At 64.8% G+C, this 21368-nt stretch carries 8 protein-coding genes; 5 read left to right on the top strand and 3 right to left on the bottom strand.

Annotated features, from left to right (window positions below):
* Positions 1-9: 9 nt before the first annotated feature.
* Complete coding sequence (locus tag ACIPZF_RS00040; protein WP_400794066.1) at positions 10-1632, bottom strand: PvdJ/PvdD/PvdP-like protein; 1623 nt, start codon at positions 1630-1632, stop codon at positions 10-12.
* 213 nt (positions 1633-1845) lie between these two features.
* Between ACIPZF_RS00040 and pvdM the strand changes: the two genes are divergently transcribed.
* The 5 genes from pvdM (at position 1846) to ACIPZF_RS00015 (ending at position 9689) form a co-directional block, all read left to right on the top strand.
* Entirely contained in the window at positions 1846-3192 is a 1347-nt protein-coding gene (pvdM, locus tag ACIPZF_RS00035) for a pyoverdine-tailoring dipeptidase-like protein PvdM (RefSeq protein ID WP_400794064.1), read from the top strand.
* 17 nt (positions 3193-3209) lie between these two features.
* The gene (locus ACIPZF_RS00030; RefSeq protein WP_400794062.1) at positions 3210-4481 is read left to right on the top strand and encodes an aminotransferase class V-fold PLP-dependent enzyme; all 1272 of its coding nucleotides are present in this window, start codon (positions 3210-3212) and stop codon (positions 4479-4481) included.
* A 15-nt stretch (positions 4482-4496) separates the two neighbouring features.
* A complete protein-coding gene (locus ACIPZF_RS00025) occupies positions 4497-5363 on the top strand; it encodes a formylglycine-generating enzyme family protein (RefSeq protein ID WP_400794060.1) in 867 nt (288 codons plus the stop codon).
* Between the two features lie 80 nt (positions 5364-5443).
* On the top strand, positions 5444-7105 hold the full coding sequence (locus ACIPZF_RS00020) for a cyclic peptide export ABC transporter (protein WP_400794058.1): 1662 nt from the start codon (positions 5444-5446) through the stop codon (positions 7103-7105).
* A 103-nt stretch (positions 7106-7208) separates the two neighbouring features.
* A complete protein-coding gene (locus ACIPZF_RS00015; protein WP_400794056.1) occupies positions 7209-9689 on the top strand; it encodes a TonB-dependent siderophore receptor in 2481 nt (826 codons plus the stop codon).
* Between the two features lie 49 nt (positions 9690-9738).
* On the opposite strand, the gene ACIPZF_RS00010 is transcribed toward ACIPZF_RS00015, so the two are convergent.
* The gene (locus ACIPZF_RS00010; RefSeq protein ID WP_400794054.1) at positions 9739-10710 is read right to left on the bottom strand and encodes an alpha/beta hydrolase; all 972 of its coding nucleotides are present in this window, start codon (positions 10708-10710) and stop codon (positions 9739-9741) included.
* A 65-nt stretch (positions 10711-10775) separates the two neighbouring features.
* A partial coding sequence (locus ACIPZF_RS00005) for an amino acid adenylation domain-containing protein (RefSeq protein WP_400794052.1) occupies positions 10776-21368 on the bottom strand: 10593 nt, incomplete at its 5' end.

Below are 21368 nucleotides of genomic sequence, written 5' to 3'. Positions count from 1 at the left end.
CCCGGGCTTTTAGCGCTGCGCCAACTTCAGATGACGTGCGTACCAGGGACGTTGCGGGACTCTTGGCCGCAGGCTGGCGAACAGGTCGTCGTCGGCAAAGATGATGCGCAACGCCAGCTTCATCGTCTCCGGGTCCATCTCTACACTGCGCCCCGGCCGCAGCCCGGGCACCGTCGAGCAACCGTGGGTATCCGGGCCCAGCCACGGGTCGGACACTTCCACCCACGCCCCCGGCGCAAACCACGGCACCCCATTGACTTCCAGGCGCTGCACCTGCCCGGGGTGGATACGTTCATGGGCACGGAACCAGTCCTCGATGCGATCATCGATCCAGCCATGGAAGTGCCAGAACACCGGATTGACATGGGATGAAAACGGATCGCCCAGGAAGTCGTTCTGTGCCTCGAACCAACGCGCGGCGAAATCTTCCGGGTTGCGCGCCATCGGCACCGGCAGGCCACTCGACGGATCGCGCGGCACCGAGGCCCAGCGCATATGCAGCCAGTCGTGCAGGCCCAGTTCCATTTCCGAGCCGAACTGGCCAAGGGTCAGCGTACTCAGGTAGTCCGGGTCGCTGTACTTCGACTCCCAGACCTGGAAGTTGCCATAGAAGGTATCGGGGGTCTTGATATCGCGGACCCATTGGGTATAAGCCGCATCGCCCGCCGCCTGCCAGGTGGGCGGCAAGGCATTACCGTCATGATTGTCGAAGTAGCGCGCGAAACCGACACGGTCGCGCTCGAGCTCCGGCTGCGGCAATGGGAACCGCGTCCACGACGGCAGCTCCTGGTGCGCGCGGGCGGCGCGCAGCATATGCCGGTGCATGAAGAAAAAGTCCTCGCCCGAACCGTTACGGTCCTTGTGCCGGCCACGCGCATCACGCTCGTGGTCGCGCGGCCCTGGCTGCCAGCCCAGGCCACGCAATGCGCCCTGTTTGTCCTTGTCCAGTTTGTGCCACTTGTCACGCGAGGCATGCCACAGCTGGTGAAACAGGCGATGCTCCGGCTCGATCAGCACCGCCAGCAACGCGGGCGACAACGGCGCGCGTTCGCGGGCTTCGGGGAAGCTGCGCTTGAGCGCCAGGAATCGGTTGTCCTGGACCGGCAGGGTCAACGCGCGATCGAGCGCAGCGATTTTCCCATTGAGTGTCGCCTGCCCGGCATTGCCGAACCCGCCCCAGACCTCGTCGAGCACCACATGGCATTCATAGAGCGCCTGCCCCGAGCGGGTCGAGAACAGCCGCCAGCGCAGTTTCCCGGGCTTGTCCGTCTGCAGGTCGCCGACCACCCGGTAGCGCGGTTCGCTCACACCCCGCAGACCATCGGGCGTATCGAGATAGCCGCGCAGGCCTCGGCCACTGGGGGCAACATCCAGAAATAACTCCAGGTCACCCGCAGGCAGCCCCTGCAACCCGCCATCGTCGCCCAGCGCACGCCAGTGCCAAATACCGCGCAATTGGTCGCCCAATCGCTGCAGTGGCGTATCGGCAAGCTCCACAACAGCTTCGCCCGGGGTTTCCGGAAACTGCTCGTCGAACCGCTGGCGCTGCACATGCTGTACGTACAACGCACCGGGCACGACCACCCCGGTCAATGCCACACCGGCGATGAACCCGCGTCGAGAAATCGTCATTGCCACTACCTGAGCATTCATTGCGGCCATGGAGCACGGCCTGTTCAAGGCTAGAACGTTGCCCACCCCACGAAATTTAACGCCCTCTCTCGCCACGCCAGGCAGCGGCGATAAATTTGCCGAGCCGTTGTTCGTCCACCTGATACCCAAGCCCTGCCCGCCACTCCCCGAGCGCTGGCAGCGCACACCGACCCACCGCGCAACGAGATGGCAATGACCAAGACCCGTTCCCGCAAAGCCTTGTACATCGGCCTGCCCATGGCCCTGACCATTGCCCTGGGCAGTGCCGCCGGCTATTTCTACTGGCGCGACCTGCACGCCGGCTACCCCCTGGCGATCGTGCAGCAGGCCGACGCGCTGCACGACCACATGCTCTCGTTCGACAGCCACGTCACCGTGCCACTGGCGCTGGGCAGTGCTGGTCACGAAGCCGACAAGGACGGCCCCGGGCAGTTCGACCTGGTGAAGGCCAACCGCGGTCGCTTGTCCGGCGCGGCGCTCACGGTATTCGGCTGGCCAGAGATCTGGAACGGCGCCAACGCACCGCACCGCCCTACCCCTGGCTTTGTCGACGCGGCCCGGCAAGAACAGGAAGCCCGCTACAAGATCATTACCGGCATGGTCCGCGACTACCCCAATCAGGTCGGCATCGCCTATACCCCCGATGACTTCCGTCGCCTCAATGGCGAAGGCAAGTTCGCCATCTTCATCAGCATGCTCAACGCCTACCCACTGGGCAACGACCTGTCGCAACTGGACCTGTGGGCAGCTCGTGGCATGCGCATGTTCGGTTTCAGCTATGTCGGCAACAACGACTGGGCCGACTCCTCGCGACCGCTGCCCTTTCTCAACGACACCGCCGACGCGCTCGGCGGCCTGTCACCCTTGGGGGAGCAAGCGGTTCAGCGCCTCAACGACCTGGGTGTGATCATCGACGTCTCGCAAATGTCCACGCTTGCGCTGGAGGACGTTGCCCGCCTGACCCGTGCGCCGATCATCGCCTCGCACTCGGCACCCCGGGCTCTGGTGGACATCCCGCGCAACCTGTCCGACAAAGAGATGAAGCTGATCGGTGACAGCGGCGGCGTCATCCAGGTGGTCGGTTTCGGCCAGTACCTCAAGCCCCTGACCAAGCCCGTGCTGGACAAGCTTGAAGCCCTGCGTGCACGTTTCGACCTGCAACCCTTGCAAGGCCTCGCCAATGCGCTGATGCCGGGCGATGCGGTGATCACCGTCTGGCCCGAGTCGCGCTTCGGCGAGTACGCAAGCTCGCTGTACAGCATCCTCGAAGAAGAGCCCAAGGCTACCTTGAAGCAGTACGTGGATGCGATCGACTACACAGTCAAGAAGGTCGGTATCGACCACGTCGGCATCGCCTCCGATTTCAACGACGGCGGTGGACTGGAAGGCTGGAAGGACGTCAGCGAAATTCGCAACGTCACCGCCGAACTGCTGACCCGTGGCTACAGCGAGGCGGACATCGCCAAGCTGTGGGCGGTCAACTTCCTCCGGGCCTGGGAGCAGGTGCAAAAGTCTGCCCGCCCCGTCGCCGACCGTTGATCCGAGCCCGACCCATCATGAACAACCGACGTAGCTTCCTGAAGCAGGCCGGCCTGCTGGCCGCCAGCCTACCACTGCTGCCCGAGGCCCTGGCTGGCAACAGCAACGCGCTGAGCGGCACCGACAAATGGCGCAACCTGCGCGCGCTGTTCCCCCTCGACCCGCAGATCATGCATTTCGCCAACTTTCTGGTCACCGCCCACCCGCGCCCGGTTCAGGCGGCGATCGACCGCCACCGCGCCGACCTCGACCGCAACCCCGCGGCCTTGATGGACTGGGAGAGCCAGTACGAATGGCAGCGCGAGGACGAAGTCCGCGAGTGGGCCGGGCGCTACCTGGACGTGAAACCTCGCCAGATAGCCCTGACCGGCAGCACCACCGAGGGCCTGGCGATGATCTTCGGCGGCCTTGAAGTCGGCCCGCAGCAGGAGATCCTGGTCAGCGAGCACGAGCACTATTCCACCCACAAGACCCTGGCCTCGCGCAGCCAGCGCGAGGGCACCGCAGTACGCAGGATTCGCCTGTTCGACGACCCCTGGACGGTCTCCACCGACCAGGTGCTGAGCACCCTCGACAAAGCCATCCAGCCCAAGACCCGGGTACTGGGGATGACCTGGGTGCACTCAGGCAGCGGCGTCAAGCTGCCAGTGGGCGAGATCGGTGAGCTGGTGCGCCAGCACAACCGCAACCGCAGCGAAGCCGAGCGCATCCTCTACGTGGTAGATGGCGTGCATGGTTTCGGTGTGGAGAACGCGCGCTTCGCCGACTTCAACTGTGACTATTTCATCGCCGGCACCCATAAATGGATGTTCGGCCCGCGCGGCACGGGGATCATCTGCGCGGCCTCCACCGGCATGCAGCACCTCACCCCGACGATCCCCACGTTCTCCCGCGATGAAGACTTCGCCACCATCATGACCCCCGGCGGCTACCACGCCTTCGAACACCGCTGGGCCGCCAGCGAGGCCTTCAAGCTGCACCTGGAACTGGGCAAGGCCGACGTACAGCAACGCATCCACCAGCTCAACAGCCTGCTCAAGGAGCGCCTCACCGAGCACCGCCAGATCCAGCTGGTGACGCCGCGCAGCGAGCGTTACTCGGCCGGTTTCACGTTCTTCCGGATCAAGGATCGCGACCCCGACGCCATCGCCGCCCACCTCACTGCCAACAAAGTGATGTGTGACGCGGTGTACCGCGACGTCGGCGCGGTGATCCGCATGGCCCCCAGCCTGCTCAATGACGAGCAGCAGATCGACCGGGCCATGGCCCTGATAACCCAGCAACTCTGAACAAGGCCCTAGCCAATGAGCGTACCCCTGCATCACTTGACCCTGGCCGCACTGCTGGCCGCCTGCAGCCTGCCGGCCCTTGCCGCAACACCCGGTGACAAACCCGGCACGGTGTTCCGCGATTGCGACACGCTCTGCCCGGAGATGGTGGTGCTGCCGGCAGGCCGCTTCATGATGGGCACCCCCGACGACGAAAGGGGGCGTCAGGACGACGAAAGCCCACTGCACCCGGTGACCTTTGCCAAACCCTTCGCCATCAGCCGCTTCCAGGTAACCGCCGGCGAATGGGCCGCTTATCAGAAGGAAACCGGCACCCTCCTCGCCGACGGCGATGACCGCCCCGGCCGGCGCTGCAGCAACGGCAAACCCAGCTACAAACAGGGCCCGCGCCAGCCGGCGGTGTGCATGAGCTACGCAGACGTCGAGCACTACGTGGCCTGGCTGTCGAAGAAGACTAACCAGCACTACCGCATGGTCAGCGAAGCGGAGCGCGAGTATGCCGCCCGCGCCGGCAGCAGCGGCCCCTTCCCCTTCCCCTTCGACGCCAAGGGTGACTACCAGATCAGCGAGCACGCCAACGTCTACGGCCCGGCGGACGGCTACAGCTACAGCTCACCGGTGGGCAGCTTCCCGGCCAACGCGTTCGGCCTGTACGACATGCACGGGAATGTCTACGAGTGGGTCGCCGACTGCTGGCACGACAGCTACCAGGGCGCCCCCGGCGACGGCACTGCCTGGATGGAGGGGAACTGCAAGACCGCGCAGATACGCGGCAATGATTGGGGTGAAGCACCGATCTTCTCGCGCTCGGGCAACCGCAATACGGCAATACGGACCGTGCGCGGCGACTGGCTCGGCGTGCGGGTGGCGCGCGAGCTCTGAAGCAGCGCCTGACCAGGCGGTAAATTAGCCAGGCAGCCAGTCGTTTACAGGGAATCTATTGTCAACGACTGGACTGCCTCATGACCGTAAAAAACCGTGGTGCACTCAGCGAGCTATTGCAGCTGCTGCGACCCTACCGACTCCTGGTGGCCACTTCGATTTTCCTGGGCATGCTCGGTGGCCTGAGTGTCACGGCGCTGCTGGCCACCATCAACACCGCCCTGCATCAGGCAGGAGGCCTTGGCCAAGGCGCATTGCTGGCCTTCGGCGGTTTGTGTGTGACGGCACTGCTGTGCAACATCCTCTCCGACATGGGCACCAACTATGTAGGCCAGAACATCATCGCCACGCTGCGCAAGCGCCTGGGCGAAAAAGTGCTTTCGGCCCCCATCAGCCAGATCGAACGCTACCGCAGCCACCGCCTGATCCCGGTGCTGACCCACGATGTCGACACCGTCAGCGATTTTGCCTTCGCCTTTGCGCCGCTGGCCATCTCGCTGACCGTCACGCTGGGCTGCATGGGCTACCTGGCGATGCTGTCGATGCCGATGTTCCTGATGATCGTGGTGGCGATCGCCATCGGAACGGCCATCCAGTACGTTGCCCGCGCACGCGGCATCGAGGGGTTCTTCGCCGCCCGGGATGCCGAGGATGAGCTGCAGAAGCACTACAACGCCATCGCCGAGGGGGCCAAGGAACTGCGTATCCACCGCCTGCGGCGCCACCGAATGTTCGTCTCGGGTATCCAGAAGACCGCCGACAAGATCTGCGACACGCAGGTGAAATCGGTCAACATCTTCGTGGTCGCCAAGACCTTTGGTTCGATGCTGTTCTTCGTCGTCATCGGCCTGGCGCTTGCCCTCCAGGTCTACTGGCCGAGCAACGATGCCACGGTCATGAGCGGTTTCGTTCTGGTGCTGCTGTACATGAAAGGCCCGCTCGAACACCTGGTCGGCACACTGCCGATCGTCAGCCGCGCACAGATCGCCTTCCGCCGCATCGCCGAACTGTCCGAGCAGTTTTCCTCGCCCGAACCCCATCTGCTGCTCAGCGCGCCGCGGGCCAAGCCTGGCCGGATGCACAGCCTGGAACTGGACAACGTCAGCTTCACCTTCCCCGCCGTTACCGGTGTCCAACCCTTCCGTCTGGGCCCGGTGAACCTGCGGATCGCAGAGGGCGAGATCACCTTCATCGTCGGTGAAAACGGTTGCGGCAAGACCACCCTGATCAAGCTGCTGCTCGGCCTCTACACCCCTGACCAGGGCCAGATCCGCCTCAATGGTGCCGCCGTGGATGCCAGCAACCGCGACGACTATCGCCAGCTGTTCACCACTATCTTTGCCGACTACTACCTGTTCGATGACGTCGTGCAGGGCGACCAGCCAATCCCTGCCGATGCCAACAAATACCTGGAGCGCCTGGAAATCGCCCACAAGGTCAGTGTGCAAGATGGCAGCTTCACCACTACCGACCTCTCTACCGGGCAACGCAAGCGCCTGGCGCTGGTCAACGCCTGGGTCGAGGAGCGCCCGGTGCTGGTGTTCGACGAGTGGGCCGCCGATCAGGACCCGGCCTTCCGCCGGGTGTTCTACACCGAGTTGCTGCCCGACCTGAAGCGGTTGGGCAAGACCATCATCGTGATCTCCCATGATGACCGCTACTTCGATGTCGCCGACCAACTGGTGCGCATGGCGCCTGGCCGTGTAGTGAGTGACCGCGCCGTCGAGGCCGAGCAATTGTGAAAATTTTGTGATCTTTTTTTCCGGTTCCGGATGAGAAGTACGTCTCATTAGAAATCACAATAATTCTTAAACTCAACTACAACACTTGACGGACTGCAGCTCAATGATCAGCAAGAACTCCAAAGGCATCGGCAACCCGCGTGCATCCACCTTCCGGCCACTGACCCTGCGCACATTGAGCGCCGCTATCATCCTGGCCTGCGCCAGCCAGGCCAACGCCGAAGTGGTGAGCCTGGACATCCCGGCCCAGTCACTGGATTCCGCATTGCGTCAACTGGGTTCGCAGACTCAGCTGCAATTCGTCTACAGCCCCGAAACCTTGCGCGGTCTGCGCAGCAGCCCGGTAAAAGGCTCGATGGAAGCCAATGACGCACTTGGCCAACTGCTGCGCGGCACCGGCATCCGCTATCGCGTCGAAGGCAACACCGTCATCCTGCCGCCGCCCGCCGAACACAACAGCTCCAGCCTGCAGCTGGACGAAACCTCGGTCACCGCCAACACCCTGGGCGCCAGCACCGAAGGCACCGCGTCCTACACCACCGGGACCGCCAGCATTGGTGGCAAGACCCAGAAGACCCTGCGCGAAACGCCGCAGTCGGTTTCGGTCATGACCAAACAACGCATGGAAGACCAGAACCTCAGCAGCCTGACTCAAGTGCTGGACCAGACCACCGGCATCACCGTGGTCGGTGGCAACGACTCGAAAAACGAGATCTATTCCCGGGGTTTCGTCATTCGTAGCATCCAGACCGACGGCGGTGCGCCAATGCTGCGTAACGAGACCTACGACACCCTGCCTGACATGACCGCCTACGACCATGTCGAAGTGTTGCGCGGCTCCGACGGCCTGTACGGTGGCACCGGTGACCCGGGTGGCAGCATCAACCTGGTGCGCAAACGTGCCCTGCCCTACAACCAGCTGAAAATCAGCCAGTCGGCCGGTAGCTGGGACAATTACCGCACCGAAATCGACCTCACAGGCCCGCTGGCATTCGACGGCGCGCTGCGCGGCCGGGTGGCCATGTCCTATGAGGACAAGAAATACTTCTATGACAATGCCGACAGCGAGAAACACGTGGTCTTCGGCACCCTGGAAGCCGACCTGACCCCCGACACCCTGCTGACCGTAGGGGGCACCTACGAGTGGCGTGACATGGACGGCTACTGGGACCGCGGCCTGGTGCGCTACAAGGATGGCAAGGAGATCGGCGCCTCGCGCAGCACCTCGCTGGCCGCCGACTGGTCGTCCAACAACTATAAACGCACCGAGTATTTCGCCAAGGTCGAGCACGCGTTCAACGACAACTGGAAGATCAACACCAGCTATACCAAGTCGAAGTTCGACTCCACCCAGGACATCGGCGAGGTCAAGGCTTCGGTCAACCAGGTCACCAACCTCACCACCTTCTCCCGCTTCATCCGCGGCTACACCAACGAGCAGGACCTCTTCGATGCCAACGTTTCTGGCAAGTTCGAAGCCTTCGGCCTGCAACACGAGCTGCTGTTCGGTGCCGACTACTCCGAAGTCGCCCGCACCTATTCCGACAACAGTGACCTGACCACGCCGAGCGCCATCAACCGGCCGTTCGACATCACCACCGGCGATGCCGGCAACATGCCCAAGCCCGCCAAACCCGGGATCTACTACTACAACCCTGACTGGAATCAGCGCAAATCCGGTGCGTACACCACCTTCAAGGCACAACTGGCCGAGCCACTGCACATGACCCTGGGCGCGCGCTATTCGGATTACCGCGACAATGTGCGCACCGTAGTGCCGAGCTTCAACATGGACACCCGGGTCAAGGAAAGCAACCGCGGCGAAATCACCCCGTTCGGTGCCCTGGTACTGGACGTGAGCAAGGACTGGTCGCTCTATACCAGCTACGCCGAGATCTTCCAGCCGCAGACCGCCTATAAGAGCCTGAGCGGCCAACCCCTGGACCCGATCGAAGGTGAAACCTACGAATTCGGTACCAAGGGCGAACTGTTCGGCGGCCGCCTGAACATCTCCTCGGCGCTGTACTACACCAAGCGCGAAAACGAGGCCATCAGCACCGGTACCGGCTATTACGTGGCAACCGGCGAGGTGATCAGCAAGGGTATCGACACCGAGATCTCCGGTGAACTGGCACCCGGCTGGCAAGCCATCGTCGGTTACACGCTGAACCTCAACAAGCAACGCGCAGGCAACAACGCCAACCTCGACGGTGGCCGCGTCAGCTCGCAAACGCCCAAGCACCTGTTCAAGTTCTTCACCACCTACCAGCTGCCGGGTGACTTCGACCGCTGGAAAGTCGGCCTCGGCGCGACTATCCAGAGCGACAGTTCCAAGAGCGGCTTCGTCCAGCATCGCCTGCCTACCGGCGGCCTAAGCACGGCTGAAGCCTACTCCTTCGACCAAGCGGGCTATGCGGTGTGGAACAGCCTGGTCGAGTACAAGATCGACGATCACTGGACCGCCCAGGTCAACGCCAACAACATCTTCGACAAGACTTACTACCAGACCGTCGACTCCAGCGATGGCGGCAACTGGTATGGCGCCCCACGCAACTACATGCTGACCTTGCGCGGCACCTTCTGATCGCTCACAACAGCCACAAAAAAAGGGCCGCTTAGCGGCCCTTTCGCATTCAACCCGCCGCGGACTCGAGCATTACCCCCACCCGCGCAGCCAGTGCCTGGTGAATCGCTGCCACCTCACTGACCACCGAACGCAGGCGCAGTAGATCGTGGGTCAGCCCCGCGTACTCGATCAACGCGACTTCGACGCCAGCAGCTTGCAACCGCGCGGCGTACTCACGCCCTTCATCGAGCAGCGGATCGAAACCGGCCAGCACGACCAAAGCCGGGGCCACACCGCGCAGGTCCGGGGTCAGCAAGGGCGAGAAGCGCCAGTCCTGCCGATCCTCTGCGGTGTTGGCGTACTGCGTGTAGAACCACTCCAGGGTCTCGCTCTCCAGCAGGTAGCCTTCGGCGAACAACTCCACCGAGACGCTACGCCGTGAAGCATCGGTCATCGGGTAGCAGAGCATTTGCAACACTGGCCGGATCGCCACTTCGCTCGGTTGATGCACGGCCTGGGTGGCCAAGGTCGCGGCCAATGAGGCCCCCACGCTATCGCCGGCGAAGATGACCCGCGCACAGTCCAGGCCCTCGGCCTGCCCGTGCTCGTGCAACCAGGCCAAGGCATCGGCGCAATCGTGCAAAGCCGTCGGAAACTTGTGTTCAGGTGCCCTGCGGTAGCCTACCGAAAGCACCGCACACGGGGTTTTCGAGCAGAACTCGCGGCATACCCCGTCGTGCGAATCGATGCTGCCCACCACGTAGCCGCCACCGTGGAAATAGACCATCACCGGCAGCTCGCCCAGCGCACGCCCGCGCGGCAGATACAAGCGCAAGGGCAAGGCCTGGCCGTCACGCGTCAAGGCCTGCAGGTCGCGCCACGCGACGTCCTCCGGCAGTGCCCAGGCCAGTTGCCGGGTGGTCTGTTCGAAGACGTCGCGCGCCTGTTGCGCCGTGGATTGATGAAAAGGCAGTGTGCCGCCCGCCGCAGCGTCGTCGGCAAGGTCGAGAAAAGCGTCCAGTTCCGGGTGCAATGCCATCGAAGGCACTCCTTGTAAAAAAAAGGGGCGAGCCAGGCTCGCCCGAGAGGATCGTCAAACGGCCATCAGGCCAGCGCTTCTTCCATGCAGTGCGCCACCAGCGCTTCCAGTTCACGCTGCAGCTCGGCCATCAACCACTCGATGGTCTGCGGCCGGTAGCGACGCTTGCTGAACAGGCAGCGCAGGGTCAGCTGGCCATCGAACACCTGGCCGACGATCTCCAGCCAGTTGCCCAGCGGTGCCTTGCGGCTGTAGCACTGCCCAGCTCCCTGCTCGGCGGGCACCAGCAGCGCCTGGTCGTCGAAACTCTGGTCGAACTGGCCCATGTAGTTGAACGTTACCCGCGCCGGCGGCAGTTGCTGCAAGCGTTGGCACACCGCAGGTTCCGCCAGGTGACGCAGCACGCCATAGCCCAGGCCCTTGTTCGGCAAGGCCGCCAGTTGCGCCTTGACGGCCTGGATGGAGTGGCCGAAATCGGCCTCCACGCCGGGTTCCAGGCGGATCGGATACATGCTGGTGAACCAGCCGACGGTGCGCGACAGCTCGACCTCATCGAACAGGTCCTCGCGGCCATGGCCCTCGAACTGGATCAACACGCTTTGCTGTTCACTCCAGCGGCACAGCACCCGGCTCAGGGCAGCCAGCAGCACATCGTTGATCTGCGTCTGGTACACCACCGGCACACGCTTGAGCAGCTGCGTGGTGCAGCTTTCCGAGAGGGTCACCGGCAGGCCCACCAGGTGCTCGACCACGTCCTTGCCGCGCGGGTTGTCGCACGGCAGCTCAACGCTTGGCCGATCCAGCTGCTGCAACCACCAGTCCAGCTCGGTTTGCACCAGGGTCGGGGCATGCGCGCGCAGGCGCTCGACCCAGGCACTGTAGCTGCTGCTGCGCAGCGGCAGGTTGACTTCGCTGCCGACAGCCAAGGCCTGATAGGCCTGTTGCAGGTCCTGCAGCAGAATGCGCCAGGACACGGTGTCGACCACAAGGTGGTGAATGGCCAGCAACAGCCGGCTCTCGCCATTGGCCAGGACAAAATGCACCACGCGCATCACCGGCCCCTTTTCCAGGTCGAGGCTGCGTTGCGCCCAGTCGGCGAACTCGGCGACCTCCTGATCGTCGGCCGCCGCGCAATGCAACAGGCAATCGGCCGGGTCCAGGGTTTCCAGTGCAGCGTACTGCTGATACCAGCGGCCGTTTTCCTCGCGGAAACGCAAGCGCAGTGCATCGTGCTGCTGCAGCATCAGGCCAAGGGCCTGCTGGAGGCGGTCGTGGTCCAGCGGTTGACGGGCACGCAGCAGCAGGCCCTGGTTGTAGTGGTGTTTCTCCTGCATGTCCTGTTCGAAGAACCATTCCTGGATCGGCAGCAGGCTGAACAGCCCGGCGCTGGTCTGGTGCGTGACATCTTCGCCCTGGCGTACGCTGCCGGCCGACTTCTGCTCGAACAGGCCCTTGATGGTCTGGTAGCGCATCAGGTCGCGCAGTTTCAAGTCCATGTGCAGCTCGGCGTGGTTGCGCACCCGCGAGATCACTTGCAGGCTGAGGATGGAGTCGCCCCCCAGTTCGAAGAAGTTGTCGGTGATGCCGACTTTTTCCAGCTGCAGTACCTGCGCCCAGATCTGCGCCATCCAGCCCTCGGCGTCAGTGGTCGGCGCCACATAGGCATCACTTTCGAACTGCGGCTCAGGCAGCGCCTTGCGGTCGAGCTTGCCGTTGGGCGTGAGCGGGAAGCTGGTCAGGCTGATCACCTGAACCGGCACCATGTGCTCGGGCAAGCTCAGGCGCAGCCCGGCCCGCAGACGTTCGCTGCAATCGCGGCCATCGTCGCTGACCACATACCCCACCAGTTGCTTGCTCGAAGGACCATCGCGCACTACCACCAGGGCATCGCGCACGCCGGCTTGCAAGCGCAGGCTGGCTTCGATTTCGCCCAGTTCGATGCGGAAGCCGCGGATCTTTACCTGATGGTCGATGCGTCCGACGTAATCGAGCACGCCGCTGTCACGCAGGCGCACCAGGTCACCCGAGCGATACACCCGTGCACCCGGGGCACCATGGGGGTCTGGCACGAAACGCTCGGCGGTCAGCGCCGGCTGGCGATAGTAACCTCGCGCCAAGGCCTGACCACCGATGTACAGCTCGCCGGCGAGGCCGCGCGGCAGCAGTTCAAGGTCGGCATCCAGTACCGACAGGCTGCGTTCGCCCACGGCACGGCCGATCGGTGCGTAGGCTGCTTCACACTGGGCACTGGCCGGGGTTTTCCACAAGACCGGGGTGACCACGGTTTCAGTCGGGCCGTAACCGTTGGTGAAGTACTGCGGCCGCAGGGTCTGCTTGACCAGCTCGAACGTCTGCTCCGGGACCGCATCGCCGCCAAAGCAGTAGATGCGCACTGGTGCCGGGGCCACTGCACGTTCACGCACATGGTCGGCCAGTTGCTTGAGGTATGCCGGCGGGAAACAGGCGATGGTCACCGCCTGCTCGACGAGCACGCGGTGGGTCTGCTCCGGCGTCCACAATTCCTCGTCACGCAACACCAGGCGGCCACCGCTGTAAAGCGTGGTCAACCACCGCTCGTGGGCGCCATCGAAGGCGAACGACATGAAGTGCAGTTCGCAGCTGCTGCTGTCCATCTCGTACAGCTTGGCGATGGCCTGGCAATGCCCGCTCAGCGGCCCCTGGGGCACTGCCACCCCTTTCGGGCGGCCGGTGGAACCCGAGGTGTAGACCAGGTAGGCCAGGGTATCGGCATCCGCCTGACTGTGCGGCGCCGAGGCCGGGTAACCCGACAGGTCGACGTGGTCCAGCGCGATGCTCGCCAGGCCTGGCGGGGTCGGCAAGCGGTCATTCACCGTGCTGTGGCCGATCAGCAGCGCCATGGCCGAATCTTCCATCATGTAGGCCAGCCGCTCGGGTGGATACGCGATGTCCAACGGGACATAGGCAGCACCGCTCTTGAGCACGGCCAGGAACGCCACCACGGTGTCGACCGAACGCGGCATGGCCACGCCAATCACCACTTCCGGCCCAGCCCCCTGGGCCTGCAGGGCATGGGCCAGGCGATTGGCCCGCGCGTCCAGTTCGTCATAGCTCAACGACGCGCCGGCACACTGCACGGCGATGGCGTGCGGCTGCGCCTGAGCCTGGCGCTGGATCAGCACCGGCAGCAGCTGCGGCTGCGCGCTGCTGGCCGCTGTGCGGCCCCAGTCAAGTAACGCACCACGCTCGTCCTCAGCCAGGCGCTGCAGGCTGCCCAGCGCTTGCCCCGCGCCCACCAGCATGGCCTCGAGGGTCACCTCCATGCAGTGGCGGATCTGCTCCACCGCCACCTCGGAGAAGGCCTCCAGCATGTACATGTACTCGATGCTCAGGCGCTCGCCGACCATCACTGCCAGGTCCATCGGGAAGCTGGTCACCCCGTGGTTCTTCGACTGGCCAAAACTCAGGCCTGAGTCGGCTTCCTCATTCAGACGTTCATCGATCGGGTAGTTCTCGAACACGATGATGCTGTCGAACAGGCCTTGGCCGCCTTGCCCGGACCAACGCTGGATATCGGCCAGCGGCGCATGGGCATGGTCACGGATATCCAGGTTGTAGTCCTGCAGTTGCAGCAGCCACTGCTCCAGTGGCTGGCTTGGCTCCAGGGTCTGGATCACCGGCAGGGTGTTGATGAACAGGCCAAGCATGTTGTCGGCACCCGCCAGGTTCTGCGGCCGCCCGGCCACGGTGGCGCCGAAGGTCACCGTGCGTTGGCCGGTAAAGCGCTGCAACACCAGCAGCCAGGCACCTTGCACCAGGGTGTTGAGGGTGATCCGCTGGTTGCGGCACCACGCCTGCATCCGCGCAGTCTGCTGCACGTCCCAGTTCGAGTACAGGGCACGGTGGCCGAACGCGGTGGCGCTGTGGCGCGGGTGGATGGCCTGGCTCAGCGAGGTAGGCTGGTCGAGTTGCGCCAGGCGCTGCTCCCAGAAGCCCCGCAACGCCTGCTGATCCTGGTCGGCCAGCCAGGCGATGAAGTCGCGATAACGCCCCACCTCCCCGGCCACCTGACCGTTGGCGTAGTACTGCAGCACTTCGCCGAACAGGCGCGACTGGCTCCAGCCGTCCATGAGAATGTGATGGCTGGTCCAGATCAGCTGGTAACGCTGCTCGTCCAGGCGCACCAGCACCAGGCGCTGCAACGGCGCCTGGCCAAGGTCGAAGCCCAGGCCCAGCTGATGCTCGGCCAAGGCCTGCAAGCGCTGCGCCTGGTCAGCCTGGCCGCGCCAGTCATGCTCGGCCATGGCCAGCTCGACTTGGCGATGCACCACCTGGAACGGCTTGGCCAGGTCGCCCTGCCAATGGAAGCTGCTGCGCAGAATGTCGTGGCGCTCGCAGACGAAATGCCAGGCTGCCAGCAGGCGCTGCGGGTCGACACCGTCGATCGGCAGGCTGACCTGGTTGATGTACAGCCCGGTTTCGTTGTCCCCGGCGGAGTGGAACAGCATGCCTTCCTGCATCGGTGACAGCGCATAGATGTCTTCGATGTCTTGGCCTGCCACCGGCAGGCGATCAAGGTCAGCCTGGGACAGGCGCGCCAACGGGAAGTCGATCGGCACCAAAGGCTGGCACCCCGACGCCTGGGATTGCTCGCAAAACGCCGCCAGGGCGTGCTGATAGCCGGCGACCAACGCGTCGAACCAGGCTTCGTCGCCCGGCAGGTGGCGAGCGACGAAGTGCAGGGCCTTGCCTTCTTCCGCCCAGTGCACAGCCAGCCCCTCGAAGGCCGCAATCGAAGCAGCCTGGCCTGCGCTGAACGCCACGCAGGGCTGAGCCAGTGCGGCGAGCGCTTCGCGGATGCTGCGATCAGTCGAGTGCTGCAGCGCAGCAAAGCCTTGGCCGGCATGGGTGACCGCACGCAACTGGGCCTTGACCTGCTGCAGGGTCGCTGCCAGCTCGGTTTCGGCGTCCAGCCGCAACGGGAAGCTGGCGCCGTCCGCTACGCCGTCGGCGATGAACAGCTGACGGTTCGACGCGGCAGTAACACGCACCAGCAGGCCGCCCAGGGTCTGGGCCAGGACCGCCAGCAACAGTTCACCCCGGACGCAGCGGTAGGCCTGCGCCGCCAGATCGAGTGCAGGGATGTCGAGGGCGATCCTGCGCTGCCAGACGGTCGCCGATGGCACGCCTTGGCCCAGCACGGTCGCCGCGCCTGCACACTGTCGCTGCCAGAAGGCCAGCTCGGTTTGCTGCGCTTGGCGCAGGTCGCCAGCAGCGTCCGCCGCCTGGTCCGGCGCTGCCGCAATGGCTGCGGCCAGGTTGCGCACGCTCTGCTGTTCGAACAATTGCTTGGGCGTGAACACCACGCCAGCCTGGGCGGCCAGGCGCACGACCTGAATCGACACGATCGAGTCGCCACCCAGTTCGAAGAAGTTGTCGCCAACCCCCACCTGCGGCAACCCAAGCACCTGCTCCCAGATGCTCGCCAGGGTTTGCTCCAGGGCGTTGCCCGGGGCCTCGTAGACCTTTTGCATCTGCGCCGCATCCGGCGCCGGCAGCGCCTTGCGGTCGAGCTTGCCGTTAGGGGTCAAGGGCAGCTTGGGCAACAAGATCAGGTAAGCCGGCACCATGTATTCCGGTAGCTGCACCTTCAGCGCCTGGCGCAGCTGTTCGCGCCAGTTGTCCAGGTCCGCAGGCACCTCACCGGGCACCAGGTAGGCGGCCAGCTGTTGCCCACTGGCACCGTCGACCGCCACCACGGCGGCCTCGCGCATGCCAGGCAAGGCCAGCAGACGTGCCTCGATCTCGCCAAGCTCCACACGGAACCCGCGAATTTTCACCTGGTGGTCAATACGCCCGGCATATTCCAGCAGCGCGCCTGGCTGGTAACGCACCAGGTCACCGGTACGGTACATGCGCTCGCCCGGCGCCGCATTGGGGTTGGGCACGAAACGCTCGGCCGTCAGCCCAGGTCGCCTCAGGTAGCCACGGGTGATGCCCGCACCGGCCAGGTACAGCTCGGCGGCCACGCCTTCGGGCACCGGCTGCAGCTGGGCATCGAGCAAATAACCGCGAGTGTTGTGCAGCGGCCGGCCAATGTTGGCCTTGCCACCCGCTTCACGTCGGGTCCAGGTCGAATAGGTGGTGTCCTCCGAAGGGCCATACAGGTCGTAGACGTGCTCGATGCCTGGCTGCTGGTACAGCGCCTCAACGACCGATTGCTTCAGTGGCTCACCGGCCAGGTTGACGATACGCACGCTGGGAGGAATCTGCCCTGCCCGCTGCAGAGCGGCAATGGCCGACGGCACCGTGTTGACCAACCGCACCTGATCGCGGCACGGCAGCTCGGGCAGGTGCAAGGCGTTGCGCGCGAGCACGATGGAACCCCCGCAGGCCAGGCTGACGAACAGCTCCCACACCGACAGGTCGAAGCACACCGAGGTCGAGGCCAGCACCCCTTGCAGGTCGTCCTGGCTGTAGACCTGGCGGGTCCAGGCGATCAGCGCCGCGACGTTGCGGTGGGCAATCGCCACGCCCTTGGGCAGCCCGGTGGAGCCCGAGGTGTAGATCACATAGGCCAGGTTATCAGCGCTTACGTCGCTGCCTGGGCAGGTGCTGGGGTAACTCGCCAGACGGGGGTCGTGCGCCGTCATCAGCAGCACGTGCTCACACGCGTCGGTGGGCAGGCCCGCCAGCAACTCGGCCTCGGTCAGCAGCACCAGGGCGCGGCTGTCCTGCAGCATGTAGGCCACGCGGTCGCTCGGGTAGTCCGGGTCCAACGGCACGTAGGCGCCTCCGGCCTTGAGCACCGCTAGCAGCGCCACCAGCAGTTCGGTGGAACGCGCCATCGCCACACCGACCCGCACTTCGGGGCCGACGCCTAGCTCGATCAGGCGATGGGCCAGGCGGTTGGCGCGGGCGTCGAGTTCGGCGTAGCTGACCTGCTCGGTGCCTGCGATCAGCGCGACCTGGTCGGGTGTGCGGCGTGCTTGCTGTTCGATCTGTTGATGAATGCACTGCTCGCCGGGGTAGTCCAGCGCCAGGGCGTTGCAGCTGTGCAGCAGCCACTGCTGCTCGTCGTCGGCGAGCATCTGCAGCTCGCCCAGCGCTTTGCCCGCTGCATCCGGCAGTTGCGCCAGCAGTTGCTCCAGGTGACGCCCGATACGGGCGATGGTGGCATCACTGAAGTGCGCGCGGGCATAGTTGAAATGCAGCGCCAGGTTGCTGCCAAGGCCGACCGACAAGGTCAGCGGGTAGTTGGTCTGCTCGCGCGTTGTCAGCGCACCGAAGCGCAGTTCATCGCGTTCTTCTTCCTGCAGCGCCTCGGAAATCGGGTAGTTTTCGAACACCAGCAAGGTGTCGAACAAGGCATCGTTGCCGTGGCCCGACCAGCGCTGCACCTCGAACAGCGGCGTGTGCTCGTGCTCGCGCAGCGCCAAGTTCTGCGCCTGCAGCGCCTGCAACCAGTCGCCCAGCAAACGCTCGGGGCTGACCTGGCTGATCAGCGGCAGGGTGTTGATGAACAGGCCGATCTGCTGTTCCACGCCCTTGAGGTCTGCCGGCCGGCCAGAAACCGTGGCGCCGAAGCAGAGATTGGGCTGGCCGGTGTAACGCTGCAGCAGCAACAGCCAGGCTGCCTGCAGCACGGTGTTCACGGTGACCTTCTGTTCACGGGCGAAGGCGCTCAGGCGCGAGGGATCCAGCGTCAGGTAATGATCACCCTGGCCCTGTTCGGCCGACGCCTGGCCGATGGCACTGGCCAGACGGGTCGGCTGCTCCAGGTTGGCCAGCTGCTGTTTCCAGAAGCGCGCGTTGGCCTCGCCGTCCTGGCGCTGCAGCCAATCGATGTAGTCGCGGTAGTGCCCTGCCTGAGGCACGGCTTGGCCGTGGTAGCGTTGCAGCACCTCGCCCATCAGCTGCGAATTGCTCCAGCCGTCCATGAGGATGTGGTGATGGGTGTAGAGCAGGTGCTGGCGACCCTCGCCGAGGTGCACCAGCACCAGGCGCAGCAGCGGTGCGCGGTCGAGTTCGAACCCTTGCTGTTCGTCGTCGGCCAGTTGTGCCAAGGCCAACTCGTGGTCTTCGCGGCCTTGCCAGTCGATTACCCGAAACGGCACCTGCAATTGGCGCTGCACCAGTTGCAGCGGCTGCGCCAGGTCACCTTGCCAGAGGAACGCGGTACGCAAGATATCGTGGGCATCCACGGTGGCCTGCCAGGCCTGGCGGAAGCGCTCGGCGTCCAGGCCCTGGACGTCCAGGCGCATCTGGTTGATGTACTGCCCGCTGCTGCGCTCGTAAAGGCTGTGGAACAACATGCCGTGCTGCATGGGCGACAGCGGATACAGGTGCTCGATCTGCCGTGCCGGCAGCGCCAGCGCGTCCAGCCAGGCCTGCGAGACGTCCGCCAACGGGAAGTCGGAAGGCGTCACGCCTTGCACCTCAGTGTCGCAGCAATGCGCGATCAGCACCTGCAACTCGGCCATGTAGTCATCGGCCAGGCTTTGCACGGTGGCGTGGTCAAACATCGCTTGGCTATAGGTCCAGGTCACGCGCAGCTCGCCGCCGTAGACCTGGCTGTTCAGGGTCAACCAGTTGCCCAGCGGCGCCAGCGGGCTTTGCTCGCGGCCGGCACTCTCGCCGGCCGGGCTCAACAATGCCGCGGACGCGCTGTCGAAACTGCCGTCGAACTGCCCGAGGTAGTTGAAGGTGATGCGCGGCACCGGCAGCGCCTGCAAGGCCTGACGGGCCTGGGCATCACCCAGGTAGCGCAACACACCGAAGCCGATGCCCTTTTCCGGCACCGCGCGCAGTTGCTCCTTGATGCGCTTGATCGCCGCGCCCGGTTGCCCACCAGGTGACAAGCGCACCGGGAACAGGCTGGTGAACCAGCCAACGGTGCGGGTCAGGTCAAGGGTCTCGAACAGGTCCTCGCGCCCATGCCCCTCCAGCTGTATCAGCACGTCTTCCGTCTCGGCCCAGCGCCCGATCACGCGAGCCAGGGCGGTCAGCAGCAGGTCATTGATCTGCGTGCGGTAGGCCGCCGGCGCGTCCTGCAGCAATTGCCGGGTATGGCCCTTGTCGAGGTTGCCGCGCACCGCAGCGGCGTGGCGGTTTTGCAAGGAGCCCTGAGGGCGCTCGCACGGCAATGTGTTGGCTGCGCCCGACAGGCTGGCCTGCCAGTAGGCAAGCTCCTGCTGACGTGCAGGCTCACCGGCATAGGCCTGCAGGTGTTCGCCCCACGCCTTGAAGGCGCTGGTCTTGGCCGGCAGCGCCAGGGGCTCGCCGCGCTCCAGTTGCTGGTAGGCGTTCTGCACGTCCTCGAACAGTACCCGCCAGGACACGCCATCGACCACCAGGTGGTGAATGACCAGCAACAGGCGCTGGCTGCCATCGTCCAGGTCTACCAGCAACGCCTTCAACAACGGCCCGTGGGCCAGGTCGAGGCTGCGCTGTACCTGTTCGGCCAGCACCTCCAGGGCATCGCCGTCGGTGGCCTGGGCGGTCTGCAACAGCGGTTGCCGACGCTGCTCGGCAATGCTGCGGTGCTGTGCCTGCCAGCCCTCGGCCTGTTCGCTGAAGCCCAGGCGCAAGGCGTCATGGTGCGCGACCAGCGCCTGCAGCACCTGTTCGAGCAGTGCCGATTCGAGGCGGCGTTCGGCCTTGAGCAGTACCGACTGGTTCCAGTGGTGGCGTTGCTCGCTGACCGTTTCGAAGAACACCTGCTGAAACGGCAGCAGCTGCGCCGCGCCGGTCACCGGCCCCTGGTCGATCACCAGGCCCTCGCCGCCCTGGCGCGCCACGCCAGCCAGCGCTTCGACGCTCTGGTGCTGGAACAGCTCCTTGGGGGTGAAGCGGATACCCAGCTGGCGCGCACGGCTGACCACCTGGATGGAAATGATCGAATCACCGCCGAGTTCGAAGAAGTTGTCGGTGACACCGACCTGTGGCAGCTTCAGCACGTCCTGCCAAACCTGGGCGATCTGGGCTTCCAGCTCGGAGCGCGGCGCCACGTAGCGGCGTTGCGCGTCGCTGGCATCCGGTTTGGGCAGCGCCTTGCGCTCGAGCTTGCCATTGGGGCTCAGCGGCAGCAGGTCGAGCAGCAGCATATGGTGGGGCACCATGAACTCGGGCAGGTGCACCTTGAGTTGCGCTTTCAAGTGTTCACGCAGGGCCTGCTGCGCATCGGCACCGGCATGCACCAAGGTTTTGTCGGTGGGCACCAGATACGCGACCAACTGCAAGCCCCCGCTGATCTGCACCGCCAGCACGGCGGCTTCGCGGACTTCGTCCTGTTCCAGCAACCGCGCTTCGATCTCACCCAGCTCGATGCGCAAGCCGCGGATCTTCACCTGGTGGTCGATCCGGCCCATGTACTCGATCACCCCGTCGGCGCGCTGGCGCGCCAAGTCGCCGGTGCGGTACAGGCGCTCACCCTCGCCAAACGGGCTGGCGACGAAACGCTCGGCAGTCAGCCCCGGGCGGCGGTGGTAACCGCGCGCCAGGCCTTCACCGCCCAGGTACAGCTCGCCGACCACGCCCGCCGGCACCGGCGCCAGGTCATTGCTCAGCACGTAGGTGCCCAGATTGGCGATCGGCTGGCCGATCGGCACGCTGTCCAGGCCTTCGTCGCGGCAGGTCCAGTGGGTGACGTCGATGGCGGCCTCGGTCGGGCCGTACAG

Source organism: Pseudomonas sp. NPDC089752 (assembly GCF_044748725.1).
Taxonomy (GTDB): Bacteria; Pseudomonadota; Gammaproteobacteria; order Pseudomonadales; family Pseudomonadaceae; genus Aquipseudomonas.
Note: the sequence above shows the minus strand (reverse complement) of the source record. Positions and strands in the feature narration are given on the sequence as shown.